This is a genomic window from Chloracidobacterium validum, from assembly GCF_018304825.1.
Classification (GTDB): Bacteria; Acidobacteriota; Blastocatellia; order Chloracidobacteriales; family Chloracidobacteriaceae; genus Chloracidobacterium; species Chloracidobacterium validum.
This window is the reverse complement of sequence record NZ_CP072648.1, coordinates 1,606,545-1,630,768: the sequence shown is the minus strand read 5'-3', so window position 1 is coordinate 1,630,768 and position 24,224 is coordinate 1,606,545. Positions and strand designations below refer to the sequence as shown.

28 protein-coding genes are annotated in these 24,224 nt (G+C 59.3%); 18 read left to right on the top strand and 10 right to left on the bottom strand.

The window, feature by feature from the left end; translation table 11 throughout:
- Positions 1-28: 28 nt before the first annotated feature.
- A complete protein-coding gene (locus J8C06_RS06765) occupies positions 29-1,150 on the bottom strand; it encodes a bifunctional UDP-sugar hydrolase/5'-nucleotidase (RefSeq protein WP_211427961.1) in 1,122 nt (373 codons plus the stop codon).
- A gap of 164 nt (positions 1,151-1,314) precedes the next feature.
- On the opposite strand from J8C06_RS06765, the gene J8C06_RS06760 reads away from it, so the two are divergent.
- Positions 1,315-2,211, top strand: coding sequence for an alpha/beta hydrolase (locus J8C06_RS06760; protein ID WP_211427960.1), 897 nt, complete (start codon positions 1,315-1,317; stop codon positions 2,209-2,211).
- A gap of 22 nt (positions 2,212-2,233) precedes the next feature.
- Here J8C06_RS06760 and mscL read toward each other — a convergent pair whose 3' ends face one another.
- Both mscL and J8C06_RS06750 read right to left on the bottom strand, forming a co-directional pair.
- On the bottom strand, positions 2,234-2,629 hold the full coding sequence (mscL, locus tag J8C06_RS06755; RefSeq protein ID WP_281423810.1) for a large-conductance mechanosensitive channel protein MscL: 396 nt from the start codon (positions 2,627-2,629) through the stop codon (positions 2,234-2,236).
- Positions 2,630-2,699: 70 nt separating this feature from the next.
- Positions 2,700-3,989, bottom strand: a complete 1,290-nt coding sequence (locus tag J8C06_RS06750) for an NAD(P)/FAD-dependent oxidoreductase (RefSeq protein WP_211427959.1) — start codon at positions 3,987-3,989, stop codon at positions 2,700-2,702.
- A 133-nt stretch (positions 3,990-4,122) separates the two neighbouring features.
- Between J8C06_RS06750 and J8C06_RS06745 the strand changes: the two genes are divergently transcribed.
- The 7 genes from J8C06_RS06745 (at position 4,123) to J8C06_RS06715 (ending at position 7,466) form a co-directional block, all read left to right on the top strand.
- Positions 4,123-5,145: a zinc-binding dehydrogenase gene (locus J8C06_RS06745; protein WP_246601996.1), complete on the top strand. Its 1,023-nt coding sequence runs from the start codon at positions 4,123-4,125 to the stop codon at positions 5,143-5,145.
- Positions 5,146-5,395: 250 nt separating this feature from the next.
- Positions 5,396-5,626 (top strand): hypothetical protein, encoded by a 231-nt coding sequence (locus tag J8C06_RS06740; RefSeq protein ID WP_211427957.1) that lies wholly within the window; start codon positions 5,396-5,398, stop codon positions 5,624-5,626.
- 1 nt (position 5,627) lies between these two features.
- The gene (locus J8C06_RS06735; protein WP_211427956.1) at positions 5,628-5,879 is read left to right on the top strand and encodes a hypothetical protein; all 252 of its coding nucleotides are present in this window, start codon (positions 5,628-5,630) and stop codon (positions 5,877-5,879) included.
- A gap of 140 nt (positions 5,880-6,019) precedes the next feature.
- Positions 6,020-6,193: a hypothetical protein gene (locus tag J8C06_RS06730; protein WP_211427955.1), complete on the top strand. Its 174-nt coding sequence runs from the start codon at positions 6,020-6,022 to the stop codon at positions 6,191-6,193.
- 35 nt (positions 6,194-6,228) lie between these two features.
- Complete coding sequence (locus J8C06_RS06725; RefSeq protein WP_211427954.1) at positions 6,229-6,420, top strand: hypothetical protein; 192 nt, start codon at positions 6,229-6,231, stop codon at positions 6,418-6,420.
- Positions 6,421-6,467: 47 nt separating this feature from the next.
- Positions 6,468-7,103 (top strand): alpha/beta hydrolase, encoded by a 636-nt coding sequence (locus J8C06_RS06720; RefSeq protein WP_211427953.1) that lies wholly within the window; start codon positions 6,468-6,470, stop codon positions 7,101-7,103.
- Positions 7,104-7,124: 21 nt separating this feature from the next.
- The gene (locus J8C06_RS06715) at positions 7,125-7,466 is read left to right on the top strand and encodes a hypothetical protein (protein WP_211427952.1); all 342 of its coding nucleotides are present in this window, start codon (positions 7,125-7,127) and stop codon (positions 7,464-7,466) included.
- Positions 7,467-7,521: 55 nt separating this feature from the next.
- Here J8C06_RS06715 and J8C06_RS06710 read toward each other — a convergent pair whose 3' ends face one another.
- Positions 7,522-8,574 (bottom strand): SH3 domain-containing protein, encoded by a 1,053-nt coding sequence (locus J8C06_RS06710; protein ID WP_211427951.1) that lies wholly within the window; start codon positions 8,572-8,574, stop codon positions 7,522-7,524.
- Positions 8,575-8,753: 179 nt separating this feature from the next.
- Between J8C06_RS06710 and J8C06_RS06705 the strand changes: the two genes are divergently transcribed.
- Positions 8,754-9,938: a D-alanine--D-alanine ligase family protein gene (locus J8C06_RS06705; protein ID WP_211427950.1), complete on the top strand. Its 1,185-nt coding sequence runs from the start codon at positions 8,754-8,756 to the stop codon at positions 9,936-9,938.
- Between the two features lie 23 nt (positions 9,939-9,961).
- A complete protein-coding gene (locus tag J8C06_RS06700; RefSeq protein ID WP_211427949.1) occupies positions 9,962-10,993 on the top strand; it encodes a VWA domain-containing protein in 1,032 nt (343 codons plus the stop codon).
- Positions 10,994-11,077: 84 nt separating this feature from the next.
- On the opposite strand, the gene J8C06_RS06695 is transcribed toward J8C06_RS06700, so the two are convergent.
- From J8C06_RS06695 to J8C06_RS06670, 6 genes are all read right to left on the bottom strand, one after another.
- Positions 11,078-12,442, bottom strand: a complete 1,365-nt coding sequence (locus J8C06_RS06695) for a DUF512 domain-containing protein (protein WP_211427948.1) — start codon at positions 12,440-12,442, stop codon at positions 11,078-11,080.
- A gap of 118 nt (positions 12,443-12,560) precedes the next feature.
- Positions 12,561-13,214, bottom strand: a complete 654-nt coding sequence (locus tag J8C06_RS06690; protein WP_211427947.1) for an NUDIX hydrolase — start codon at positions 13,212-13,214, stop codon at positions 12,561-12,563.
- 131 nt (positions 13,215-13,345) lie between these two features.
- Positions 13,346-14,113 (bottom strand): hypothetical protein, encoded by a 768-nt coding sequence (locus J8C06_RS06685; RefSeq protein WP_211427946.1) that lies wholly within the window; start codon positions 14,111-14,113, stop codon positions 13,346-13,348.
- A 129-nt stretch (positions 14,114-14,242) separates the two neighbouring features.
- Entirely contained in the window at positions 14,243-15,490 is a 1,248-nt protein-coding gene (locus J8C06_RS06680; protein WP_211427945.1) for a M20 metallopeptidase family protein, read from the bottom strand.
- A 174-nt stretch (positions 15,491-15,664) separates the two neighbouring features.
- Positions 15,665-16,207: a hypothetical protein gene (locus tag J8C06_RS06675; protein ID WP_211427944.1), complete on the bottom strand. Its 543-nt coding sequence runs from the start codon at positions 16,205-16,207 to the stop codon at positions 15,665-15,667.
- A gap of 58 nt (positions 16,208-16,265) precedes the next feature.
- Positions 16,266-17,180, bottom strand: coding sequence for an alpha/beta fold hydrolase (locus tag J8C06_RS06670; RefSeq protein WP_211427943.1), 915 nt, complete (start codon positions 17,178-17,180; stop codon positions 16,266-16,268).
- A gap of 310 nt (positions 17,181-17,490) precedes the next feature.
- Between J8C06_RS06670 and nuoH the strand changes: the two genes are divergently transcribed.
- The 8 genes from nuoH (at position 17,491) to J8C06_RS06630 (ending at position 24,220) form a co-directional block, all read left to right on the top strand.
- Entirely contained in the window at positions 17,491-18,513 is a 1,023-nt protein-coding gene (gene nuoH / locus J8C06_RS06665; RefSeq protein ID WP_211427942.1) for an NADH-quinone oxidoreductase subunit NuoH, read from the top strand.
- A gap of 8 nt (positions 18,514-18,521) precedes the next feature.
- Positions 18,522-20,009: a sensor histidine kinase gene (locus tag J8C06_RS06660; protein ID WP_211427941.1), complete on the top strand. Its 1,488-nt coding sequence runs from the start codon at positions 18,522-18,524 to the stop codon at positions 20,007-20,009.
- Positions 20,010-20,095: 86 nt separating this feature from the next.
- Positions 20,096-20,833, top strand: coding sequence for a sugar phosphate nucleotidyltransferase (locus tag J8C06_RS06655; protein ID WP_211427940.1), 738 nt, complete (start codon positions 20,096-20,098; stop codon positions 20,831-20,833).
- Positions 20,830-21,387, top strand: a complete 558-nt coding sequence (gene rfbC / locus J8C06_RS06650; protein WP_211427939.1) for a dTDP-4-dehydrorhamnose 3,5-epimerase — start codon at positions 20,830-20,832, stop codon at positions 21,385-21,387. The genes J8C06_RS06655 and rfbC overlap by 4 nt, the downstream gene beginning before the upstream one ends.
- Positions 21,384-22,160 carry a WecB/TagA/CpsF family glycosyltransferase gene (locus J8C06_RS06645; RefSeq protein WP_211427938.1) on the top strand — a complete coding sequence of 259 codons (777 nt, stop codon included), beginning with the start codon at positions 21,384-21,386 and terminating at the stop codon, positions 22,158-22,160. The genes rfbC and J8C06_RS06645 overlap by 4 nt, the downstream gene beginning before the upstream one ends.
- On the top strand, positions 22,157-23,209 hold the full coding sequence (gene asd, locus J8C06_RS06640) for an aspartate-semialdehyde dehydrogenase (RefSeq protein WP_211427937.1): 1,053 nt from the start codon (positions 22,157-22,159) through the stop codon (positions 23,207-23,209). Before J8C06_RS06645 ends, asd begins: the two co-directional genes overlap by 4 nt.
- A gap of 40 nt (positions 23,210-23,249) precedes the next feature.
- A complete protein-coding gene (locus tag J8C06_RS06635) occupies positions 23,250-23,603 on the top strand; it encodes a hypothetical protein (RefSeq protein ID WP_211427936.1) in 354 nt (117 codons plus the stop codon).
- Between the two features lie 14 nt (positions 23,604-23,617).
- Positions 23,618-24,220, top strand: coding sequence for a thymidine kinase (locus J8C06_RS06630; RefSeq protein WP_211427935.1), 603 nt, complete (start codon positions 23,618-23,620; stop codon positions 24,218-24,220).
- Positions 24,221-24,224: the final 4 nt, after the last annotated feature.

Here is a 24,224-nt window from a genome sequence, read left to right as displayed (position 1 = left end):
GGCAACCTGTTCACTCGGCCGTGTCGCCTCAGTTGTTTCGTGGCTGGGCGCTGACCGGACCGGCGGCTTCGCTCGGCGGGGAATTGACCACCGCCTTCGTGGCTTCATCAATCGCTTTCTGGGCATCCACGACCATCTGCTCCCAGCGGCGGTCGGTTGGGATGTCTTTGTCGAGGCTCGGCATGGAGAGCCGCATTTCCCGAAGTGTGCCGTCCGGCGTGTAGTAAAACCGTAAATCACCCAGAAGCTTCGTCTGGGAAAACGCCTGGACGACCGACACATCATTGACCTTTTGCACCTGAAGAATCATGGCGCCAAGGTTATTCGCCACGACGACGAGGTCAACGCCGGGCACTTTTGTCACCTTGTCGGTCTGGGCCTCTGGACCATACGACATCACCACGACAAAGTCGCACTTGGCGCGCAGTTCTGGGATAACGCGCTTGAGAGCTTCGGCTGGGTCGTCAATGGTGAAGTTGAGCGTTTCCGCGCCGGGATTGGGATTCGCCATGGTGACTCCGGTAATGCCCACCCGGACCGGCTTTGGAAGGCGCTTGCTGGTCACGGTTTCGATAATGTACGGGGTTGGCGGTACTAGCTCCGGCTTGGCTGGCCGAATGTTGGCCGAGACCAGGCGCGTCAGAAACGGAAACGCCTGACGCTTGGCTTCAACCTCAGACTTGTAAAGCAGCTCGGCCAGCATTGGCATGTCAAAATAGCTCATGTTCGCCGCGGCAAACCCAGCTTCGCCATAGGCGCGTAGCATCCACTCGTTGCGCGTGCGGTCATAGGGCTGAACGTAACCCACCGAGTGGGCAAACATCCGTCCCGCGTCAATCTGTAGGAATGGTGCATCTGGCGCCATCTGCTTGAGTCCGTCGGCATAGCCCATGCGCCAAGCCAGTCCCCCTTGCGGGTGCTTGGGGCAGCCGCAGTCCTTGAGGTTGCCCTGAACATCGGCCCCAAAAAGCAGTGAGAAGGCAAAGCCATCATCTTGCCCCAAGCGAGCAGCAAATTCCGGTGATATGGCGGTTGACTTGGCTTTGCCGGCGTCGTTTGCCGCTGAACTGTCCTGACATCCGGTTGTGGGCAGCAGTCCGGCCAGTAAGACGCATACTGCCGCCAGGAGCGTTCCAACGTTGCGTTTCATCGGGCGTTTTCCCTCAGTAGGTGCATGAAGTGAAGGCGTAATTATGTCGGAAACAGAATAAGCCGCAAGCCATCTCTTGCTTCTCGTTCCAACAAGCGGCATATTCCGCGCCACTCAGCACACATATTTCATTGCCCAATGGCTGCCTGACCGCTTCTTTGTTCATGTCAAAACGCCCTCCGTCTAGTCAGGCATTATTCGTCCCTTCGATCCCACGCGACGCATCAACCTACGCCGGGAGCTTTCGGGTTCATGCCAGTATTGCGTCTCGGCATTTGGCACAAAAGCGACACATTATTGCGTATTTGCCACCCGGACACGGTGATGATCCGTCCGCGCGTTATCCGGTGCTTTACATGCACGATGGGCAAAATCTCTTCGATGGCGACACGGCATACGTGCGGGGCCATGACTGGAAAATGGCGCGGACGGCAGAGCGGTTGATCCTTGAAAAGAAAATCGAGCCGCTGATCATCGTGGGGATTTGGAACACCGGAGTGCATCGGATGGATGAATACACGCCGACCCGCGACCCGAATGTCAAGCAGGGTGGTGGGCTGCCGTTGTACGGACGCTTCATCGTCGAGGAACTCAAGCCCTTTGTCGATGCAACCTACCACACCGATCCGTCCCGCGACCGAACCGGCATCGGCGGTTCATCGTTGGGTGGACTGGCGGCATTGTTGCTTGGATTGCACTATTCAGAGCATTTCGGCCGCATTGCGGCGCTCTCACCCTCGCTGTGGTGGGACCATGGCGTGGCTTTTCGGTTGGTGCGCCACCTGAAGCGCAAGCCCGACATCCGCGTTTGGCTCGACATGGGCACCCGCGAGATGGGATCCGGTATCCTGCACTTGCGGCAGATGCGCGACTTGCTTGCCGAATACGGATGGACGTTGAATAAAGACCTGTTCTACCGCGAAGTCCGGGGCGGCAAGCACACCGAAGGTGACTGGGGAAAGCGGATTGGCGCGGTGCTGCGCCGACTCTACCCGACGAAGAAAACGCGCTCACGAACATCGGTCAAGATGAAATCGAATCCTTCCAAACCGACACCGTAGGCGAATCGCGTCAACACTTCGGCTACCGTTTGAGCAGGTCGCGGATTTCGGTCAGTAATTTTTCCTCGTTGGTTGGCTCCGGCGGCGGCGCGGTTGGTTCCGGGCGGCGGAGACGATTGATGGTCTTGACCATCAGGAAAACGACTGCCGCCACAATCACAAACTGAATGACAACCTGGATGAAGTTGCCATATTTGACGGCAATGACGGGATCGCCAGCCTTGGCGGCTTCTTTGAGCACCAGCTTTGCCTCGGTGAAGTTGACCCCGCTGGTCAGTAGCCCAACCGGAGGCATGATGATGTCTTCGACAAATGAGGCAACAATCTTGCCGAACGCGCCACCGATAATCACGCCAACGGCCAGGTCAATGACGCTGCCGCGCGCAACAAAGTCTTTGAACTCTTGAAGGATACCCATACAGAAATTTTTCAATCCGCCTGATGGCGTTAGCCTGCGCGGCGTAGGGTGGGACGAGGCGTGAGGTGGCCTACGTCGCGTCGCGGAGGAGTTCATCGGTCCGGGGCGTCGTGATGATTCGCGCGCCCTGGCGGTACGTTATATAGCGAAAAATCCATTCCGTGAGAACGCTCACTTTATTGTTGAAGCCGACGAGCATGGCCAAGTGCACGAGAAGCCAGCCCATCCAGGCAAAAAATCCGGTCATGCGGAGACGCCCGACTTCCAGCACGGCTGCCGCGCGGCCAATCGTCGCCATGCTGCCTTTGTCAAAATAGACGAACGGCCGCGGCGGCGTCCTGCCGCGTAGTTGCGCCTCGATAACCTTGGCCGCGTATCTCCCCATCTGGAGCGCGGCCGGTGCCACCCCCGGCACGTCAACGCCCCGGGCGTCGGTGAGGGCGGCAATGTCACCAATGGCCAGGACTTCGGGGTGTCCGGGCAGCCGGAGGTCGGGTTCGACCTTGAGCCGTCCAGTGCGATCCGTTGGCAGTCCGAGTTTTCGAGTCAAGGGGTTCGCTTCAACGCCAGCGCACCAAATGATGTTCGCCGCTTCGATGACTTTCCCGTTGTCTAGCTCAACGCGCTGCGGTCCGACTCGGGTGACACGGGCCGAGACGCGCACGTCCACCCCCAACTTCACCAGCTTCTGGCGGGCATATTCAGAAAGCGCCTGGTGATAGGGCGGCAGCAGCCGCGACGCCCCCTGGATAAGAAAAACCCGCGCCTGGGAAGTGTCGATGTTTTTGAAGTCCCGCCGGAGCACCCGCCGGGTCAGTTCGCCCAGTGCCCCGGCCAGCTCGACGCCGGTTGGCCCGCCGCCCACGACGACGAACGTGGTCAAGCGCCTGACTTGTTCCGGGTCGAGACAGTTTTCAGCCTCTTCAAATGCCGTCAAGACGCGATTGCGGATGTTGAGGGCGTCGTCAATGCCTTTGAGTCCACCGGCATGGCGCGCCCATTCGTTGTTGCCAAAGTATCCGGTGCGCGCTCCCACCGCCAGCACGAGGTAGTCATAGGTGAGCGTTCGCCGCTGCATGGTGACCGTACGCTTGGCAAGGTCAATACCGCTAACTTCATCCATGAGAACTTTGATGTCGCGGCGGCGGTCGAAAATCGTGCGGATTGGCTCGGCAATGTCGGCTGGAGAGAGATCGGCCGTAGCCACTTGGTAAAGCAGCGGTTGAAACAGATGGTAGTTGTTGCGATCAACGAGTGTGATGTCCGCCAGGCCTTCAGGGAATGCCTGACAAAAGGCAACGCCGCCAAACCCAGCGCCAAGGACGACGATGTGTTTGCGTGGGGTGGTGGATTCAGTCATGTGGCCTGAGTGGATGCGTTCAACGTCGTAACGTGCTGCACTGGGGCGCTGCGACTTGACGCCCAGCGCCTACTTCGCCACATTCCACCCAACAATTCAAGCAGTTAGGGCAGGTGGCATGACGGCGTCACTAATGAAAGTTGCCAGAGTTTACGACTTCGACGATGTTCGGATTGAGCAGATGCCGCGCCCGACGGTCGGCCCACGCGAGCTACTCATTCAAGTCAAAGCCAGCGGCATCTGCTCTGGCGATGTGACGCCGTGGTACATCAAGCGCAAGGCCGGCAAGGTCCTTGGTCACGAACCAGCCGGTATCGTGGCTGAGGTCGGCGCAGAGGTGACGGACTTTCGCGTTGGTGATCCAGTGTTTGCCCACCACCATGCGCCTTGCTTCGTGTGCAAGCTGTGCGCCAAGGGCGAGTACGTGCAGTGCGCCACCTGGAAATCCTCGCATATCGTTCCGGGCGCGGTGGCCGAATACTTTCTCGTGCCGGAGGTCAACCGGCGCGACACCCTGCGCTTGCCAGAGACCATGTCATTTGAAGATGGGGCGCTGGTCGAGCCGGCCGCCTGTTCGGTCAAGGCCATTCGCAAGGCAGGCCTGCATCCGCGGGATACCGTCCTGGTCATCGGGCTGGGCATCATGGGGCAGATGAATGTCCTTTTGGCTAAACACGCTGGCGTGGAGCGGGTCATTGGCGCGGACTTGGTGGACTGGCGGTGCGCCAAGGCGCTGGAGTTTGGCGCGGATGCCGTCATCAACCCAGCACGTGAAGACCTGGTTGAGCGCCTGGCCGAACTTACGGCCGGCGCACTCGCCGATGTGGTCATTGTCGGGCCGAGCAGCGTCCGGGTCATGGAGCTTGGGATTCGCTGCGCCGGGAAGGGCGGAACGGTTGTGCTGTTCATGGGGTCGTCGCCCGGCGAAATGCTCGCCATCGAGCCGTTCCATTTGTACTTCAATGAGATTGACTTGGTGATGAGCTATTCCTGCGGCCCGGACGACACACGAGCCGCGCTCGATGCGATTGCCAATGGGGTCCTGACCGCTGAGAAGCTTGTCACCCACCGCTACACTATCGAGGATACTGCGCTTGGATTTCGCAAAATGGCCGAAGCGCAGGATGTCCTCAAGGCGCAGATTATTTTTCCCTAGTTGGTTCTTTCCGCTAGCCTGAAGCCGGCTTTTGGCTCGAAGCACTTGGCAAACGACCGTTGGCGATGGTGGCTGAACGCAGTAGAGTGGTACTGGTAGCCTTTTTGGCTATCGGCTCTTGTTACTGGCGGCGACGAGTGCTAAGAAAAACAGAAATGAAGGCTAACGGCCCTGATTTGGTGTCCCCCGGAAAAACCATAGGTCACTTGGTAGTGTCTTCGTCACCCGGAAATGGACGCGGGTAAAGCGCATGCAACTTCACGTTTGGTTCATTGGAAGTGTCGAGCCAATAGATGTCCGTTTGGATACGGAAGTCGAGAACGTGGATGCGCTTGGCATTTTGCTGGCGCAGGCGCGGTGGCTGGCTGTGGATCAGGGAAGGCTGATCAACTTGGATAACGTCCGTATGATTCGCCTTCTCCAAGCGGGCGAGGATGCCATACCGTTGGCGGACAGGGCAGACGCAAGGGCGGAGGTATAATATGCTTTTTGGTAAGAAACCCAAGAAATCAGCGACCCTGCTTGAGTATGGAACCGTAACCGGTGAAGTGATTGGCGCCAGTGAGATCAAGACGCCTGAAGGTAAAGTGTATCAGTTGTTCGAGAACCCGATTCACCTCAAGGATACTGAGCCGCGCCCACTGGATGTGACCGCCAAGCTCGGTAGCACCATCAAAGTCGCGGGAAGCGTTGGCGCTGATACGGTTTATGAAGCCAAGCTCGTGTCCATGTGAAGCCGCCATTGACCAGCGACCGCGCTGCACGTGCTAGCTTGGCTTTGGGTTGCCACCAGTTTTGTCCCCAAACACATTTCCGGCCGTCATCCCCGTGAGCGCTTGGCTCAAGCGCTTGCAAGCGCGAGTGATAGGAACCCATGCCTTGGATTGAGTTTACTATCTATGTCGTCGCCTATGTTGCGATTGGCTTTTTATTTGCGCGCTTCGGGTTGCGCACGTCCGAAGGTCCGTTGACCAATGGACAGGCGCTGAAAATTGCGCTGCCGGTTGGGTTGGCGATGGCTGTCGCCACGGTGTACTTCAGCGGCTGATGCCGCGTATCTGCACGCAATGTTGGGAGGAACTTATGGGACAGTATGTGCGTGAACCGTATGAGGGGTATCTCGGTGGGGCGTTTCACAACTATGCCGAGAGTTTTGGGGACCTTATTTCAGGCCTGGTCGAGGCGCTTGGGGCATTGCTCAAGACCTTGGCTGAAGGGGCGATTGCGCTGATTTCAACATTGATGCAGCCGCAGCCGGCCGCCCCGGCGGCCTAATCGCCTAGGTTGGGTGTATTCGAGATGCGCGCGGCTTGGGGCGCGCCATGACGTTTTTACTCGACGGCCCGGCGGGCCCATTGGAGGCGCTGCACAGTCGCGCCTCAAACCCACGGGGCTGGGCGGCATTGGTGTGTCATCCGCATCCGGTGTTTGGGGGCACGATGCACAATCGTGTCGTCTATCGGATAGCCAAGGCCTTTTTGGCGGCCGGAGCGGATGTGCTGCGCTTCAACTTCCGGGGCGTCGGCGCCAGTCGGGGCGGTTATGACGGTGGCATTGGTGAACAGGCGGATGCCGCGGCCGCGTTGGCCTATCTGCAAAAGAACTACCCACATGACCCGCTCGTTGTGGCGGGTTTTTCGTTTGGTTCCTGGGTTGGGTTTCAGGCTGCTCGGAATTGTCCGCAAGTTGTCGGACGATTAGGGGTGGGCGTGCCGGTGGCCCGCTTTGATTTTTCATTTCTGCCGGCTGTGACGCTGCCAACGTGGGTTGTTCAAGGCGACACGGATGAGTTTGGTCCGGCCGCGATCGTTGAGAGCTTGCTGTCCCGTTGCCAAGAACCCAAGGGTCTCACACTCGTGCCGGGAGCCAATCATTTCTTTGACAAGCATCAGACAGAGCTTGCTACGGCACTGGCCGCCGCCGTAGCTTGGTTACAGGGGCGATGTGTCCAAGACTAAACAGGAATCGTGAGGCCCGCCATGCCGACGCCAATCCCGGATACACCAGATGTTGTCGCGCCGCCGCCGGCCACCTCTGCCGCTGCCCTGGTCGTCTCTGGTGAGGAAACCCTGCCTGATGAACGTGTTGCCGCGCGCCCGGGCGAGTCACTTGCCGACAGCCCTGCCAGCTCGGACGAGGGGGAAAGCTTCAAGCAGCTACTGCGCGACTTCGTGCTTGGGAACAACCAGAATCCAGACGATATGCCAGGCTTACGGTTTTATATCGTGTTTGCCGGCATGCTTGTTCTGGCGTTAGCCGGGGTTGCCATCGTGGCCACGCTCATTGGCTTTGTTCGGTGGCTTGGTTTATTTTTTCGTTAGTGTTGTCGGTCAGGTTCGTTGGCGAGTTCCACCTCAGGCGCTATGCAACGGCTGTTTAGCGCCGTCCTCTCCGGGGCGTCTCGGTGGGTGAGGGAAGTTTGCCTTTTGTAACGGTCCAAACGTTGTTGACCAGCCCAGCGGTGTATTCGACTTGGCTCAAGTTGCCGCTTTTGTCGAGCAAAGGAACCTTGAACGTCGCTACGGTGTCACTATCGTTCTGATAGGTCACCGGATACACTCCCCGAACGGATAGTTCGTAGTAGGCCGCCGTGTAGTTGCCCGACTTCTGATCAATCCGAACAACGTAGATGCGGTCGAAGTCTATGGTTGGATCACGGCTGAAGATCTGCTTGTCGAGAATGAAGTAGTTTTTCAGCGCCATTCCGCTCTTGTCGAGGGTGGTGCCAAAGGGAATCGCCCCCACCATGCGCCGTCCGCTGCCAATGATACCGGCAATGGCGGGCGGCTCGACAATTTCGACTGAGCCACCATAAAGCCACCCGATCCGGTAAATCGAGCCTTCTGGAAAGCGGGCAAGGTACCAGGTGTCATATTTGACATCTGGTTCATCTGTATTTGTATTGGGGCTTTCCGACTCATCGGTTCCAGCGGTTCGCCGCTCAACGCGCTGGCGTTTGAGGATGTCGAATTCGGTTCCTCCCTTGAGAATGGTAATGACGTCAGAATCGCGGCTTGGTTGAGCGCGTAAACGAGTTTCCCGTTTGAGCCGCCCCCCAATCTGGGGCTGGATGTGGGCACTTTGCTCATCGAGCGCGCGGCAGGCATCGAGGAGTTTGCGCGATACCACATGGCGGGCCTCAACCCAGCCGACTTTGGCATCCTTCAGCCGCTGAACCTTGAGCCACTCCAACCCGTTGACCTCGGCCTGGTGGTAAATGGCGACGTCATCGCCTTTCTCGAGCTGTCCGACCTTAGAGTTGACCAGAGCCGTCGAGTTGAACATATCCACGCGCTCGGAAATGACGACACCATCGTCGAGCTTGCTACCGCCAATGGCGGTTTTCAAACAAGCCATCTGGCTCACGAGGATAACGAGCGCCGCAAGCACGGAAAATCGGTAGCGTTGGAACGGTCGGTGAGGTGACATAAGTGAAGTCGCTGGTGGATGGGAAGACTTGAAGACGCTGGTTATGAATCAGACGAAATCACAGGTGAAATGTGAAAGGCAAAACGCTATCTTAGCCGCCTGGTGGGCGCAACTCCCAGGCGCTCGATGGCGTCTCGGCAGCGTGACCAGACATCACCAGCGTAGAGCTGGGAAGGAGAATGCTTGTGCAACAACGACAAACGGTTGGGGTTATTTTTGGCGGACGCTCTGGTGAGCATGAAGTGTCGCTTCGCTCGGCGGCGACGATTCTTTCGGCACTTGACCCAGAAAAGTATAACCCCCTACCGATTGGCATCACACGCGCCGGACAGTGGGTGACCGGCCCGGCCGCATCTGAGATGCTCAGTCCCACATCGTCGCCGGATGCGGTCGCTGCGCTTGACACGGACGCCCCGGCGCTTGCGCCGCCTGCCAAGGTGTTGACGGCGCTGGCGGACGTGCTTCCCCAACTGGATGTCGCCATTCCCGTGCTGCACGGAACCTATGGTGAAGACGGAACGATTCAGGGACTATTTGAAATGCTAGGCTTGCCCTACGTTGGCTGTGGCGTGTTGGCGTCAGCAACCGGCATGGACAAGATTGTCATGAAGCAGTTGTTCCGGCAGTCCGGTCTGCCTGTCGTTGACTTTCGGTGGTTTGCGCGTCACGAGTGGGTAGCGAACGCCCAGCGCCTGACCGACAGTATCGTTGAAGAGCTTGGCTTTCCATTATTTGTCAAGCCAGCCAACTTGGGTTCGTCGGTCGGCATCACCCGCGTGGACGATGTGTCGAATTTCAAATCAGCCGTTGAGCTGGCCGCGCGGTACGACCGCCGCATCATTGTTGAAAAAGGTTACGATGTCCGTGAAATTGAGGTCAGCGTACTCGGCAATGACCATCCAGAAGCCAGCTTGCCGGGGGAAATCATCAGCTCGGCCGCGTTTTATGACTACGCCGACAAGTACTCACCCGACAGCCAATCGCAGTTGGTCATCCCGGCACGGCTTACGCCAGACCAGACGGCGGCGATTCGTGCGCTGGCGGTTCGCGCTTTTCAAGCCCTGGATGGCGCCGGCCTGGCGCGGGTGGATTTCTTTCTGCTGCCCCAGACCGGTGAGATTATGGTCAATGAAATCAATACGATGCCAGGATTTACGCGCATCAGTATGTATCCCAAGCTGTGGGAGGCAAGTGGGCGGTCGCTGCCTTCCATACTCAACCAACTCATTGACTTGGCGCTTGCTCGCCATGCCGAAAAGACCCAGCTTGCGCGTGGCCCCAATTCGGCGTCGTCTGCCGGGTTAGATACGCCGCCCGGGCCGTTATCGAGTCGTGCCGCCGTGCGAGAGTATGAGTCTTGCTGACTTTATGTAAGATGAACGACGTTATGGCCAATCGAGTGATGAACTATCTGTGCGACTTACGTTTGAGATTAACCGTCACCCTGCTGCTTGGGATGACGTTGGCCGGGCTTCCGGCGCTTCCCCTGCGAGCGCAACCGGCGCCGCAACGTCCAACGGCGCCCCAGTCCGCACCCCAGAACCTGGAAGACAATGACATCATCCGCATTACGAACGTCACCGTGCCAGTGATCGTGACCGATCAGGATGACCGCTTCATCAGCAAGCTGTCCAAGGATGACTTTGAAATCTACGAAAACAAGAAAAAGCAAAAGATTGAGTCGTTTGAAGACAAAACTGACCTGCCGCTGTTTGTTGCCATCCTCATGGACACCAGCGCCAGCATCAAGCCAAAGCTGAAGTTTCAAAAAGAGGCGACGATTTCGTTTCTTCAGACCATCATTCGGCGGCGCAAGGACCAGGCGCTCTTTGTGACCTTCGATTCAACCGTTCAGTTGCGGCAGGATTTCACGGATGACACAAACCTGCTGGCCAAGGCCATCACGGATGTCAAGGCGAGTGGTGATACGGCGCTCTATGACGCAGTGTACCGAGTTTGCGAAGAAAAGATGTACAACGTGCCGACGCCGCGCAAAATCATCATCATCATCACAGACGGCGCGGATACGGCGAGTGAACATACCCTGGAGGAAGCCATTGAGATTGCCCAGCGCTACGAAGTGCTGATCTTTGGCATCAGCACGCGAAATGCCGGTTTCTTTGGGACGGGCGCAGGGATGGTGGCTGGCGAAGACGACCAAGAACTGCGCAAGTTGTGCACGCGCACCGGTGGCGACGTTGCCTTTCCGCAGAAGGTCATTGACCTGGAGCGCGCCTTTCAGCGGATTGACCAGGCCGCGCGGCGCTATTATTTACTGTCCTACGAGCCACAAGACCCTGACACACCCGGTTATCGCAAGATTGAAGTCAAGGTCGTCACGCGCAAAAATGTCAAAGTCAAGGCGCGGGATGGCTATCTCGTCCGGCGGCGCGCAAACAGCGGTGGGTCGTCGTTGTGAGCCACTACGGGCAGGCTGCTCGGCCAGCTTCGGGGCGTTCGAGCCGGCTGGTACGGCCAACGCCCAGGCGGCCAGCTTGCGGGGTTAGTGACCAGTTTCAAGTGCTGCCTTGACAAAGTCCTCGCCTGTGACGCCGGCCAGTTGAACCTTCATGCCAAGGCGGTTACGCACATCCTCAAGCGTCAAATTATCGAGGAAAAGATGGCGCTCGCCCATCACCATTTCATTCGGGATGAGCAGCCGCTCACCCTGGAAGGCGTCGCGCGCGGCAATGAGGTCACTGCCGGTCACCAGCCCGGCCACGTTGACCTCGTGACCAAAATACTCATTCGGAATCGCTACGGTGCGCAGGCGCGTGCCGAATATCCCGTTGAGCTGTTCGGCCAGGCGGGACAACTGCGAAGCAAAGAGTGCTCCGGTGGCGACCGTCGTCGTGGGAAACGTTCCGGTTGGTGGGCGCTTCCGCGCGCGCCGGACGGCTTTTTGAAAGCCATCCATGAACCGCCGGATCATCCCAACCCCATCCTCGATTTGGGGATAATCCCCATAGTGGCGCGCCGATGGAATCGGAACGCCGGCGCGGACGTAAAACTCATCGCCCAGAAAGGCGAAGCTCGTCCCGTAGCGACGCTTCAGCTCGCGTTGGATCGGCTCGACCAGTTCGATGATGCTTGCTTCCCACGCATCGGTTGGGGCGACGAGCAAGTGCCGGTTCCGGTGATGCTTGGTCAGTCCCAGTGGAACAATTGCCACCGAACTGACGCCCTCGGGATGGAGCGCCGCTAGGTCATAGATGGTACGCCGTAGAATATCGCCGTCGTTGATCGTCGGGCAGAGGACGACCTGCGCATGAAGCTCGATTCCGTGGGCCAGCAGCCGCCGCATCGTGCCCAGAATGTCGTCGGCCTGTTTGCGGCCCAGTAAATGACGGCGGACTTCCGGATCGGTGGCGTGAACGGAAACGTACTGTGGCGAAAGACGCTGCTCGACGATCCGGTTGAACTCCTCCGCGGTGAGCGTCGTCATGGTCGTGTAGTTGCCATGCAGGAACGACAGGCGAATATCTTCATCCCGGAAAAACAGCGATGGGCGGGCGTCCGGCGGGTTTTGCTCGCAGAAACAAAACAGGCACTCATTGCCGCACTGGCGTGGTTTGAAGGCTTCAAAGTCGAGGCCCCAGATGTCGCCCTCGCCAACTTCGACCTCCGCTTGCCGGGTTGTCCCATCCCTGTTGGCGATTGTGAGCGCGACGATGTCTTCTGAGCCGCTGTAGAACTGAAAATCCAAGTAGTCCCGCACCTTGCGCCCGTTGACCGCAAGAATTCGGTCGCCCGGCTGAAGCCCCACGACTGCGCCAAGGCCGTCCGGGTCAACCTCCGTGACCGTGACGCCCTTTTTGGCCTTGAGTTCAACGATGGGATAAATGGTTTCAAATTGCAGGCTATACATCGCCACTCGCCTTGGAAGAGAATCGTGCTGGCGCTACGGTTTCACCAGCGCGCAAGGGTAGCGACTGGCCTTCGTGTCGGCAAACCATGTCGGCAGCTTGATTGAGTTCGGCCTGAGGTTAGCTTCCGCCGCGTCCGTCACCGGGCCCCGGCAGGCAATCGGGAAGTGGCGAGGTGGCCGTCCGGCGTTGCTCGGCAGAGAATGCTGATTCCCGCCGTTGAGCATCAACCAGCAACAGGGTCATCATCGTTTTGGCATCAACAATCCCGCCACGATGGACAAGTGACAGGGCTTCAGCCAATGGCAGGCGGACGGTGCGGATGTCTTCATCGGCATCCAGGCATTGCGCGCCGGGCGTCAGTCCGGTCGCTGAAAAACAGTAAAGCACTTCGGTGCTGTAGCCGGGCAGCGCGTAAAACTTCGTCACAAAGGTGAAGGTTTCTGCCTGATAGCCGGTTTCTTCGAGTAGTTCACGCCGAGCGGCGGCTTCGGGTACTTCGCCAAGCTCCAGGCGACCGGCTGGCGCTTCGAGCAGGACTTGCCCGGCTGGATGGCGGTACTGCCGGATGAGCAGGACATCGTCATTGTCAAAGATTGGGAGCACGGCCGCGCCACCGAGGTGGTGAATGACGTCAAGTTCGAGCCGCACCCCAGAGGCTAACTGAATCGCGTCGTGTGAGGTCTCGAAGACCCGTCCCCGATGAAAGAAGGTTCGTGAAAGCAATCGAACCGCGCCAACGTCGGGCTGCCTGGAGCTGGTATGCGCTGACATCAACTTAGCTCTCAAATCCAAGGGGGTGTGGGTAAGCGGCAACCGATGCGGACCCCCCGAACGGCAGCCGGCCAGACAAGTCGCGGAAGGATGACTCCCGACCCAAGGACGGCACCCCCCCGATTGAAGCCTTACCAAATCAGTTCAAACTCCATGTCGGTTGCTCCACGCCCAGGATCGGTAATCCGAACGACAGCCGTAAAGTTGTTGTTCACCGATGGTTGCTGGAAGACTTCGACGCGCCCACGCCCGCGCAGGCGGTTGACGCTGACGCTCACGGTCCGGCGGGGCAAGGGACTGGTAAAGGAAAACCGCTCGTTGAGCGTCGGTTGCCCGGAAATGAGTTCGGTGCGAGCAACGTTGTCTTGGACGTAGATGTAGATTTCATCATCCACCCGCCCAAACCAGCGCATGCGCCCGGTCACGCGCCCATCATTCCATCCCCCATCGTTTCGCCGCCCGCCCTGGCGTCCACCGCCGGGATCGCGTCCGGGGTCACGTCCACTAAAGCGTAACTCACGACTCAAGTCATCGAGCGTACCGCGCAGATTGCCCCACCCAGGTTCAAAGTTGACCTGACTGCGAAGAAATTCAACCGCGTCGTTGAGTTCGTTTTCGGGGCGTCCTTCGCGGGTCATTTGCGCCAGCAAGTCAGCGCCGGCCACGAACATCCGAGCTTGGTAAAGTTGCTGGACATCGCGTCGGCCATTGTTGAAGCCACGCCGGTAATCACGTTCAAGGCGGTCCGCCACGTCCCGTGACTGGCGAACGAGCTGATTGGCCAAGTTTTCAAGTCGCCCGCTGAAACGTTGCTGCCCATCGGTTGGCAGGGAAAAAGAAAATGCCAGAACGAACGCCAAGCTCACAGTTGCGATCAAGGAACGATTTGGAAGCATCATGCTGAACCTTGTTCTGTCAAGAAATTGATATGTCCGGTGGCGTGCCGCATCTCAAGATGCGGCACGCGCGGATTTTCGTTGGTTGAAGCGCATGAGAATTTCGGCTGGATTCGACGCGCCGGGCGCAGTTCAGGACTGTCGCGCGGCGGCTTCAAGCCAGTCGGTTGCCATGGCTGCCATGACCGATACGCCGACCGGTAGGCAAGCTTCGTCCACGTCAAAGTCAGGCGTATGTAACATGGCGGTTAGCCCCTTCGCTTTGTTTCCAACGCCAAGAAAGTAAAAAAAAGCCGGTACGCGATTGGCAAAGTAGGAAAAATCCTCGGCGCCCATTTGGGGCCGGGTTGCCAGCACGTGGGCATCCCCGACGATCCGCCGAATGGTCGGCAGCATTTGCGCAACCAGCGGCGCATGGTTGACCGTGACCGGCACGATCCGCTCGTAATCGAGTTCATAGCTTGCGCCGTGGCTTTCTGTCACGCCCTTCAGAATCTGGCGCATGAGCGGCTCGACGCGGGCATGAACGTCTGGGTCGAGCGTCCGCACCGTGCCTTCCATGCGGACTTCATCGGCCAGAATGTTGAAGCGGTTGCCGCCGTGGATGCTTCCGATCGAAAGCACCAGCGGTAATTGGGTATCAATGCGCCGGCTCCGAATCGTTTGCAACTGCTCGATGACCGTCGCCGCAGTCACAATGGCGTCAATGCCTTCGTGGGGATACGCCCCATGAACCTTTTTGCCACGAACCGTGATGAGAAAGCGGTCGGCGCTGGCCATAGCAGACGTTTCACAGTAGCCAATGGACCCGGCCTCGATCGTGGGCATGCAGTGCAGTCCGAAGATGGCGTCTGGCGTGGGTGCGTCAAACGCGCCCTCTTCGAGCATCATTTTCGCCCCGCCCCGTTCGCCGCGTGGCGGCCCTTCTTCGGCTGGTTGAAAGATGAACTTCACGGTGCCGGGAAGGTCGGCGCGGTACTTCGAGAGTACCTCCGCCACGCCCAGCGCGACCGTCGTATGTACGTCATGCCCACAGGCATGCATGACGCCTGGCGTGCGCGATGTGTAGGGCGTGTCGCGGGTTTCCTCGATGGGGAGCGCGTCCATATCGGCGCGAAGGGCAATGACTTTACCCGGCTTGCCGCCCCGCAGCACACCGATGACACCGTGGTGCGCGATCCCGGTCGTGACTTCAAGCCCCAGCGCCCGCAGGCGGTCAGCCACGACCCGGGCCGTGCGCTCCTCGCGGTTGGATAGCTCCGGGTGTTGATGCAGGTCACGGCGGGTTTCGATGAGCTTCGGGGTAAGGTCGGCAATATCACGTTGGTAGCGAGCATCGCGGGCAAGAACCGCCGCCGATACGGAGTAAGGGGGTGTCATAGTGGAAGGCGAGTTTGTTAGGAAGGGCGATGCCGTTGGCGGGACGGCACACCAACAGCGGATGGCGGCCGGATGGCCGGCGCTCAACAGGACCACGCCACACAGTACTAGGCTAAACCAAGTTGCACGAACCGGCATCGTCAGCTTGTGTCCAGGGCAGCGCATCGGCAAGGCTCACCGCGCTCGGCGCGCCTGGATGCTGCGCAACACCACGCCGGTCAGAAAGGCCCCCACGAACGCGGCCGGAAGGTTGATGACCAACCCCAACCCAATCATTTTCCAGTCCAGGTTGAGTCCGGCGATCTGCATAACCGTGACGGTCGTGCCAAAAAAGAGACAAGCCGAAGCCAGACTTCCCGGGAGCGAAACAAACGTCGGGACCCTCCCGGCATACTTGGCCTGAATCTCGGCATTGCGCCGGGCGCGCTTCTCGCCATTTGGGTCGAGCTGCCGGTTGAGGAAGCCGATCCCAAAGGCCAGGGCGATGGCAAATCCGACGTGAAGTCCAAACGCGAAGCCAAGGTGGGTCAGGTTGAGTGGCGAACCAAGGAGCATCGCCGCACACTGAAGCGCCGCCAGGGCCGTGATGAAAAAGAACGATGACCACAGCAAGGTAACACCCAGCCAAATGCTGTAACTGATTCGGCGTGGGGAAGGGTCATAGGCAATGGGTTTTGTGGTGGATTCCGGGCGCAAAGCAGGCGCTAGTGCATTCATAGACCACCTCACAACAATGCCGTCTGACGCGACGGCGATGAATCGGCGTTGAAAACGTTCATTCGTTGAAAACGTTCATTCTCAGGAACCGCAGCGTGACGGCATTGAACGCGCTGGGTGTTTCATCCTGCGGACAGTGTCCGGTATCTGGGATGACGACCGACTCCGCGTGCGGGATCAGTTCACGGAATGGTTTGAGCAAGCGCGGCGGCAACAAGCGGTCACGACCGCCCCAGACCAGGAGCGTTGGGGCCGCAATACCGTTCGGGGCATTGACGAAAAAGTCGCCGGGACGCCGAGCGACGGCCAAGTAGGAATACTTTGCACCGGGTTGCCGGAGTGGGGCGACAAAGGTTTCAACCAGTTCCGGCGTCACGGCCCTGGGGTCGAAATAGGCTGAAGTCAACCCCTGCCGCGCAATGTCTGGCGTCGCAAAAAGCCAGTAGGAAAGATCGCGGAGAATGGGGTTTTCTGCCGCAAACCGCAGCGTGCGGAACATGAAGTCGGACGGTGTCCGGGGCGGGTAGCCGCTTGGATCGACCAGGACGAGTCCATCCGTCCGTTCGGCGTAGTCATGGGCAAACTGCGCTGCCACCAGTCCCCCCATCGAGTGTCCGAACAGGGTTGCCTTGGCGATCCGGCGGGCGTCGAGGAAATCCCGCACCTGCTCGCCCCAGAGCCGGGCGCTGTAGTGGGCGTCCGGCATATCGCTTTTGCCAAAGCCGAGCAGGTCGAGCGCATACACCGTGGCGTCAGCCGCGAGCGCCGGGATGTTCTTGCGCCAGTGCTCGACCATCGCGCCATAGCCGTGAAGTAAAACAATGGCCTTGCCAGACGGATGTGGGTCCGTTTCCCAAACTCGAATGCGCCCGTGTCGCCAGTGCCAGAACGTTTCCGTGACCACCACCGTTGCTGGCGTAGCCGCTACCGTAGATGTCGTTTCAGTCAGTTCGTCCACAAGAAGGGCAGACATAGAAACAAATAACAACGAGCAAAAGTCTTGTGGGGATACGCCAAGTATGCGCCGCATGACGATTTCAAACAACTAGTTCTGGACAAGGCCGGACTATATCGCCCCTGGGACTGCTCCGCGTTGCGCCGGTGGGTCGGCTGTCCAGGCGCTTCGGCGCGGGCTGCCACCGAATGTGGGTTAGGCATACTGAGCGTCAGACGCCCTCCGTCAGGGAACTGTTTCGTATCCGATGCCCATGGTGGTAGGGTATGGCAGCGTACGTTGTACTTTTCAAAGCGCGTCCGGTCGTCCCGGACGCTTGGTCGAGCCGATGCCTGCCTTTGAACAGTTGGTGGAATGGGGCATTAAGATTGCCGTTGGGTTCATTCTGCTCATGACGACGGTGGCGTATTTGTCGCTCATTGAGCGCCGCCTGCTGGCTTTCATTCAGATGCGCTACGGTCCCAACCGGGTCGGACCCTTCGGATTGTTCCAGCCCATTGCGGATGGGCTGAAGTTCATTTTCAAGGAAGACCTCGTTCCGCTCGATGCCGACAAGTTTCTGTATGTGCTGGCCCCGGCGCTGTCGCTGGTGCCGGCCCTGATGACGTTTGCGTTGATTCCCATCGGTGGCGAAGTGACGTTGCCGTTTCTCGACCGGCCCGTGGCGCTGCATGTCACCAGCATCAATGTTGGCATTTTGGCGGTGCTCGCCATGACCGGGATGGGCGTGTATGGCATCGTCATGGCCGGCTATGCCTCAAACAACAAGTATAGTCTGCTGGGTGGGCTGCGTTCCTCGGCGCAACTGGTGAGCTACGAACTGGCGATGTCGCTTTCCATCATTGGTGTGTTGATTCAAGCCGGCTCGCTTGACCTCGTGACCATCGTTGAGCGGCAAAGTGGCGCGTGGGGCTTGGGGTGGCACGTGTTCTGGTTTCAGCCCATCGGTTTCTTCGTGTTTCTGATCAGTATGATTGCGGAAACCAACCGCGCGCCGTTCGACTTGCCCGAAGCTGAAAGCGAACTCGTGGCCGGCTTTCACACCGAATACAGCTCGATGAAGTTTGCCATGTTCTTCATCGCGGAATACGCCAATATGGTCACGGCCGCCGCGATGGCGACCACGCTGTTTTTGGGCGGCTGGCAGGGTCCGGGCGTGGCCCAGGTGCCGTGGCTGGGGCCGGTGTACTTCATCCTGAAGATGGCGTTTTTTCTGTTTCTCTACGTGTGGTTGCGGGCTTCGTCGCCGCGCCTGCGCTATGACCAACTGATGGACTTCGGCTGGAAGTTTTTGCTGCCGCTCGCGCTTGTCAACGTCGTGCTTTCAGCGACCATGGCGCTCTGGTTCTAAGCGGTGGCATGTCAACGAAGCCCGGCGCGACGCACCGCCGGCTTTGTCAGTGGGCCTTGCGAATGCCGCGCTATCTGGACCTTCGTTTTCGGCTGGCAACACTGCTCTCGGTGGTCATTATTGGCATGGTGGCCGTGTTGTACGAACTCAACCGCCGCGCCGAGCGCCAAATCCTGGCGCAGGTGGAAGCGCAAACGGCCCAGCTCACCACCGCTTTGGAACTTGGCTTGCAGAGCATCAGCACGAGCGACTACCTGGATGACTTCATCCGGTCGCGGCAGCTTACGCCCAAGCAACTCCAGCGCATCCGGCGCATTGCCATCGTGGATGCCAACGGCCTCGTGACGGACAGCACGCTGCGCGCGGAACGTGGACAGCATATTCATCCGCCAAGCGATGAAGCCCTGGTCAAGGAGGGCGATCCCTTGGCTGCCAGCGATGCCGAAAACGGACTGGCCCGGACGATTTTCATTCCATTCCAGGCTTTGGGAAAGGATGGTTCGCCGGAGCGGAATTACGTCGTCGTAACGATTTCGGCGCAAACCTTGACCGAGACGATTGCCCAGACCTCACGTCAACGGCTGCTCGTCACGGGCAGTGCTTTGCTGGCGGCGCTGGTGGTGGCGGTCGCTTTGGTGTGGCGCTTTACGCAGCCCATCGGCGAACTCGTCAAGGCCACCCGCCGGATTGAGGAAGGCGATTTGGACGTGCGGTTGACGCTGAACCGGCGGGATGAAATCGGTCTTCTGGCCGAGCGGTTCAATGCCATGGTGGCGCGGTTGCGTGAGGCCCGCGACCTGGAACGCGAAGCCGTGGTTGGTCGGCTGACTTCTGGGATCGCGCATGAAATCCGCAACCCGCTCAACTTCATCAACCTGACGATGGATCATGTGCGCACACGCCATGCGCCGTCTGACCCGACCGAGCGGGCCACGTTTGAGCGACTGACTACCGCCGTCAAGGATGAAATCGCGCGCCTCAACACCTTGGTGACGAACGTTCTGCGGGTTGGTCGCCCGGCCATTTTGGCACTGCGTCCGGTCAAGCTTAGTGACTTGATCGCTGCGGTGCTCGATGTCGCCCGCTCCAAAGCCGAAGCCCAGCAGATTGAACTGATCTGCGTGGACGACACCCAGGGCACAACGATCGAAGCCGACGCGGATTCCCTCAAGTCTTGCTTTTCCAACCTCGTAATCAACGCCATTGAAGCCATGCCAAACGGTGGACGGTTGCGCATCCATATCCGGGACACGTCAACCGGGCAACTGGTCGAGGTCAGTGACACCGGAACCGGTATCTCCCGCGATGAATTGAAGCATATTTTTGATCCGTACTTTTCGACGAAAGAGACTGGGATTGGCCTCGGGCTGGCCGTCACTCGGCAAATCGTGACCGATCACGGCGGCACCATCGAACCGGTGAGCCATCCGGGGCAAGGTACGACGTTCATCGTCCGGCTTCCATTCCGCCGCATGCTGGGGAAGGGAGCCGCCTGATGAGGTTGCTTCCGGGTTTCTTTCACGCTCGTTTTGCGGCATGATAGGCGGCTGGCAGTAACGTTTTGATGGGAGAATCAGCGCGCATGAGAGGGGTTGTCCTCGCCGGCGGACTCGGCACACGGCTGTACCCGCTGACGAAGGTAACAAACAAACACTTGTTGCCGGTCTATGACCGGCCGATGATTTACTACCCACTGCAAACCCTGGTCGAAGCCGGCGTGGATGATGTGTTGCTTGTAACCGGGGGGAATAAGGCGGGTGACTTTCTGCAACTGCTGGGCAACGGCAAAGAACACGGCCTCAAGCGCCTTAGTTACACTTACCAGCAGGGTGAGGGCGGCATTGCCGACGCGCTTGCCTTGGCTGAAGACTTTGCCGATGGCAACCCGATTGTCGTCATTCTGGGCGACAATGTTATCGAGAAAAGCATCGCCGGCCCGGTGGCGCGCTTCCGCGAGCAAGGGCGCGGAGCCAAGATTTTGCTCAAGGAAGTTCCTGACCCGCAGCGTTTTGGGGTTCCAACCCTGGAGGGGACGCGGGTGGTGCGGATTGATGAAAAGCCGTCCCGTCCGGCGTCGCCCTACGCTGTGACCGGCATCTATATGTACGACGCGACGGTGTTTGACATTGTCCGAACCCTCAAGCCGAGCCAGCGGGGTGAACTCGAAATCACGGATGTCAACAATGCCTACATTGCGCAGGGTGAATTGACCTGGGAAGTGCTGGATGGCTGGTGGACGGATGCCGGCACGTTTGAGAGCCTGCATACCGCTTCAAACTTGGTTGCGGCTATGCGGGCCGCGGTGACCAATCAGCGATGAACTTCATTTCGACTGAGCTTCCGGGCGTGGTGATGATTGAACCACAGGTCTTCCGGGATCACCGCGGCTTTTTTCTTGAAAGCTATCACCAGGCAAAGTTTGCTCAGGCCGGTCTGGATGTGACCTTCGTGCAGGACAACCACTCGAAGTCAGTCCGGGGAACGCTCCGCGGGTTGCATGCGCAGCGCCGCCGACCGCAGGGGAAACTAGTGCGTGTTGTCAGTGGCGAAATTTTTGATGTTGTCGTGGACATCCGCCCATCATCGCTGACATTTGGGCGTTGGCTTGGGGTGACGCTATCGGCCGAGAACTTTCGCCAGCTCTATGTCCCGCCGGGATTCGTCCATGGCTTCTGCGTAGTGAGCGAAACGGCGGAAGTCCTCTACAAGTGCACGGCGCTGTACGATCCAACGGATGAAATCGGCATCGTTTGGAATGATCCCGAACTGGGCATTGACTGGGGGGTGCAGTCGCCGGTGGTTTCTGACAAGGATCGGCGGCTGCCGACCTTGCGCGCCTTGATGGAGCAGGTGCTGGCCGACGGCGAAGCATGATGGTGGCGCGTCCGTCTCCAACCCTGAGTGGCATTCGCATTGCCAACGTCACGCTTTCTGAAGCCATGACGCGCATTGCCGCCTGGTTGGAGCAGCCTGGTTTTCACCGTATGGCCGTTGTCAATGCGGCCATCCTGCTTGACGCCGAACGGGATGGTTCGTTTCGGGAGCTGTTGGCAACGGCAGATTTGGTTACGGCCGATGGCATGTCGGTGGTGTGGGCGACGCGGTGGCTGTCGGTCTTCGGTGGGCGGCTGGTTGCCCGGGTGGCCGCGCCGGATGTCATGGATGCTGTTGTCGCGCACTGTGAGCAACGGGGTTATCGGGTGTACTTACTGGGCGCGACGGCGGAGGTGGTGGTAGCCGCGCGCGCGGCCCTGGAACGACGTTTTCCAAAGCTGCTGGTGGTTGGCGTGCATAACGGTTATGTTGGCGAATCCACGTCAGTTGCAGTGGCGGCTGCGATTCGTGCCAGTGAGTCCGACGTGCTGTTTGTTGCGATGGGTTCTCCCAAGCAGGAGCTGTGGATTGCGCGCTTCGGCCCGCTCACCGGCGTGCGCTTCGCGCTTGGCGTTGGAGGGTATTTCGACATTCTGGCCGGAAAGCGCAAGCGTGCGCCCCGCTGGATGCAGCGCAGCGGGCTGGAGTGGTGTTTTCGGCTGCTCCAGGAACCGCGGCGGTTGTGGCGGCGCTACCTCATTGGCAATGTTGCCTTCATCTTTTTCCTCGTCCGTGAGTGGCGGCGAGCTGGAAGACACTCGACATCACGATGAAACAATGGCGGGTTGGGATTTTGGGCGCGACCGGAACGGTCGGGCAGCGGTTCATTCAACTTCTGGAAGCGCACCCGTGGTTTACGATCACGGCGCTGGCGGCTTCGGATCGCTCGGAAGGGAAGCGGTATGGCGACGCGGTGGCCTGGAAACTGCCGACGCCGTTGCCGGCGCGGGTTGCCGAACTGACGCTGGGCGCGTGTCGTCCGCCGCTTGATTGCGACGTGATCTTTTCGAGCCTGCCGGGGGAGATGGCAGGCGAAACAGAAGCCGCCTTTGCGGCGGCCGGATACCCGGTCATCAGCAATTCGAGCGCCCACCGGATGGCGGCTGACGTGCCGTTGCTCGTTCCCGAAATCAATGCCGAGCATGCGCGGCTCATCCCTGTACAGCAACAGCGCCGCGACTGGACTCGGGGTTTTCTGGTCACGAACCCCAACTGCACAACGTTGGCGCTCGTGCTGCCGCTGGCCGCTCTCGAACAAGCGTTTGGGGTGGAGCTGGCCGTGGTTTCCACCATGCAGGCGATTTCTGGGGCCGGGTATCCAGGCGTTGCCTCGCTTGACATCGTGGACAATGTCATCCCCTACATTGCCGGCGAGGAAACCAAGGTCGAAACCGAGCCGCGCAAAATTCTCGGCCGCCTGTCCGGCGACCAAGTTGAACCGGCGCCGCTGCGCCTCAGCGCCCACTGCCACCGCGTCGCCGTGACGGACGGCCACCTCTGTGCGGTTTCGGTCAAGCTCAGGCAGTCCGCGCCGGTGGAGGATGTCTGCGCGGCGCTCGTGGAATTTCGTGGCGTGCCCGAGGCGCGTTCGCTCCCCAGTTCGCCGAGTCGCCCGATTGTCCTGCGCTCAGAGCCGGATCGTCCACAGCCGCGGCTGGACCGTGATCTCGAGCGCGGCATGGCGAGCATTGTCGGGCGCGTCCGCGAAGACCCCCTGTTTGATGTCAAGATGACGATTCTCGGTCACAACACAGTACGTGGAGCCGCCGGGGCGACCTTGCTCAATGCCGAGTTCTTGGCCGCGACCGGACGACTCACCTAAACTACAGACCGTCTAGTTTATAGACGCGGAAGGGTCACTGATGCCCGATTCACCTCATCCCGACGCTGAAGTTCCAGAGCCGAAAGACCCGGTGAGCTTCACGGCCAAGCGGCAACTCGTTTTTCCAGACACCGTGGCGCGTGATAACCAAGTTCGCTCGCGGATTCCCCTCGTGACGGAGGCTCCGGTTTTCGAATTCGAGGAAGTGCCGCCCCAGGCCCAGCCGACACTGCGCCTACCGCGGCGGTGGCGGATGCGCATCCGCCAGTTTATCAACAAGTATGTTGTGTGGTTTGTCGCCACGCTGCTGCTGTCTGTCATGGCGGTCATCATTGTGGCGGTCTTCTCTCCACAACCTAAAGCGCCGACGCCGCCGGTTCGTCGAAGCCCTTGAAGGACAGTCAGCCATTGCAGGAACTTAGCGCAACCGACAGCCTTTCACGTCCACGTGGATGGATTGAAGTCATTGCCGGAGGCATGTTTTCAGGCAAAACCGAAGCGCTTATCACGCGCTTGCGCCGGGCGCTCATTGCGCGGCAGTCGGTCCAGGCCTTCAAGCCCCGGCTGGATGACCGTTACGAAGCGAACTTTATCGTTTCTCATAGTCAGCTTCGGATTGAAACCCACGTTATCGAGCAGGCTGAGGATATTCTCGATTGCCTATTGCCGAATACCCAAGTGGTTGGCGTTGACGAGGGGCAATTTCTGGGGTTGGGCTTGGTTGCCGTGTGTCGCCGGTTGGCTGACGAAGGGCGACGAGTCATTGTCGCGGCGCTCGACCTCGACTACCGGGGTGAACCATTTGAGCCAATCCCACACCTGTTGGCCGTGGCTGAATATGTCAGCAAGCCACAGGCGATTTGCGTGGTGTGTGGGCATCCGGCAAACTTCTCGCAACGGTTGATTGCCGATGAGCGCCGGGTCGTCGTTGGCGCCGAAGGCTTGTATGAGGCGCGCTGCCGCCACTGCTTTGTCCCCTATCCGGTGCCGTCTTCGGATAGGTTGATGTAGGGAC

Bases quoted from the DNA above. Each gene is read 5' to 3' on its own strand.
- J8C06_RS06765 (WP_211427961.1), bottom strand. From the start codon at position 1,150: ATGAAACGCAACGTTGGAACGCTCCTGGCGGCAGTATGCGTCTTACTG.
- J8C06_RS06760 (WP_211427960.1), top strand. From the start codon at position 1,315: ATGTCAAAACGCCCTCCGTCTAGTCAGGCATTATTCGTCCCTTCGATC.
- mscL (WP_281423810.1), bottom strand. From the start codon at position 2,629: ATGGGTATCCTTCAAGAGTTCAAAGACTTTGTTGCGCGCGGCAGCGTC.
- J8C06_RS06750 (WP_211427959.1), bottom strand. From the start codon at position 3,989: ATGACTGAATCCACCACCCCACGCAAACACATCGTCGTCCTTGGCGCT.
- J8C06_RS06745 (WP_246601996.1), top strand. From the start codon at position 4,123: ATGAAAGTTGCCAGAGTTTACGACTTCGACGATGTTCGGATTGAGCAG.
- J8C06_RS06740 (WP_211427957.1), top strand. From the start codon at position 5,396: ATGCAACTTCACGTTTGGTTCATTGGAAGTGTCGAGCCAATAGATGTC.
- J8C06_RS06735 (WP_211427956.1), top strand. From the start codon at position 5,628: ATGCTTTTTGGTAAGAAACCCAAGAAATCAGCGACCCTGCTTGAGTAT.
- J8C06_RS06730 (WP_211427955.1), top strand. From the start codon at position 6,020: ATGCCTTGGATTGAGTTTACTATCTATGTCGTCGCCTATGTTGCGATT.
- J8C06_RS06725 (WP_211427954.1), top strand. From the start codon at position 6,229: ATGGGACAGTATGTGCGTGAACCGTATGAGGGGTATCTCGGTGGGGCG.
- J8C06_RS06720 (WP_211427953.1), top strand. From the start codon at position 6,468: ATGACGTTTTTACTCGACGGCCCGGCGGGCCCATTGGAGGCGCTGCAC.
- J8C06_RS06715 (WP_211427952.1), top strand. From the start codon at position 7,125: ATGCCGACGCCAATCCCGGATACACCAGATGTTGTCGCGCCGCCGCCG.
- J8C06_RS06710 (WP_211427951.1), bottom strand. From the start codon at position 8,574: ATGTCACCTCACCGACCGTTCCAACGCTACCGATTTTCCGTGCTTGCG.
- J8C06_RS06705 (WP_211427950.1), top strand. From the start codon at position 8,754: ATGCTTGTGCAACAACGACAAACGGTTGGGGTTATTTTTGGCGGACGC.
- J8C06_RS06700 (WP_211427949.1), top strand. From the start codon at position 9,962: ATGGCCAATCGAGTGATGAACTATCTGTGCGACTTACGTTTGAGATTA.
- J8C06_RS06695 (WP_211427948.1), bottom strand. From the start codon at position 12,442: ATGTATAGCCTGCAATTTGAAACCATTTATCCCATCGTTGAACTCAAG.
- J8C06_RS06690 (WP_211427947.1), bottom strand. From the start codon at position 13,214: ATGTCAGCGCATACCAGCTCCAGGCAGCCCGACGTTGGCGCGGTTCGA.
- J8C06_RS06685 (WP_211427946.1), bottom strand. From the start codon at position 14,113: ATGATGCTTCCAAATCGTTCCTTGATCGCAACTGTGAGCTTGGCGTTC.
- J8C06_RS06680 (WP_211427945.1), bottom strand. From the start codon at position 15,490: ATGACACCCCCTTACTCCGTATCGGCGGCGGTTCTTGCCCGCGATGCT.
- J8C06_RS06675 (WP_211427944.1), bottom strand. From the start codon at position 16,207: ATGAATGCACTAGCGCCTGCTTTGCGCCCGGAATCCACCACAAAACCC.
- J8C06_RS06670 (WP_211427943.1), bottom strand. From the start codon at position 17,180: ATGTCTGCCCTTCTTGTGGACGAACTGACTGAAACGACATCTACGGTA.
- nuoH (WP_211427942.1), top strand. From the start codon at position 17,491: ATGCCTGCCTTTGAACAGTTGGTGGAATGGGGCATTAAGATTGCCGTT.
- J8C06_RS06660 (WP_211427941.1), top strand. From the start codon at position 18,522: ATGTCAACGAAGCCCGGCGCGACGCACCGCCGGCTTTGTCAGTGGGCC.
- J8C06_RS06655 (WP_211427940.1), top strand. From the start codon at position 20,096: ATGAGAGGGGTTGTCCTCGCCGGCGGACTCGGCACACGGCTGTACCCG.
- rfbC (WP_211427939.1), top strand. From the start codon at position 20,830: ATGAACTTCATTTCGACTGAGCTTCCGGGCGTGGTGATGATTGAACCA.
- J8C06_RS06645 (WP_211427938.1), top strand. From the start codon at position 21,384: ATGATGGTGGCGCGTCCGTCTCCAACCCTGAGTGGCATTCGCATTGCC.
- asd (WP_211427937.1), top strand. From the start codon at position 22,157: ATGAAACAATGGCGGGTTGGGATTTTGGGCGCGACCGGAACGGTCGGG.
- J8C06_RS06635 (WP_211427936.1), top strand. From the start codon at position 23,250: ATGCCCGATTCACCTCATCCCGACGCTGAAGTTCCAGAGCCGAAAGAC.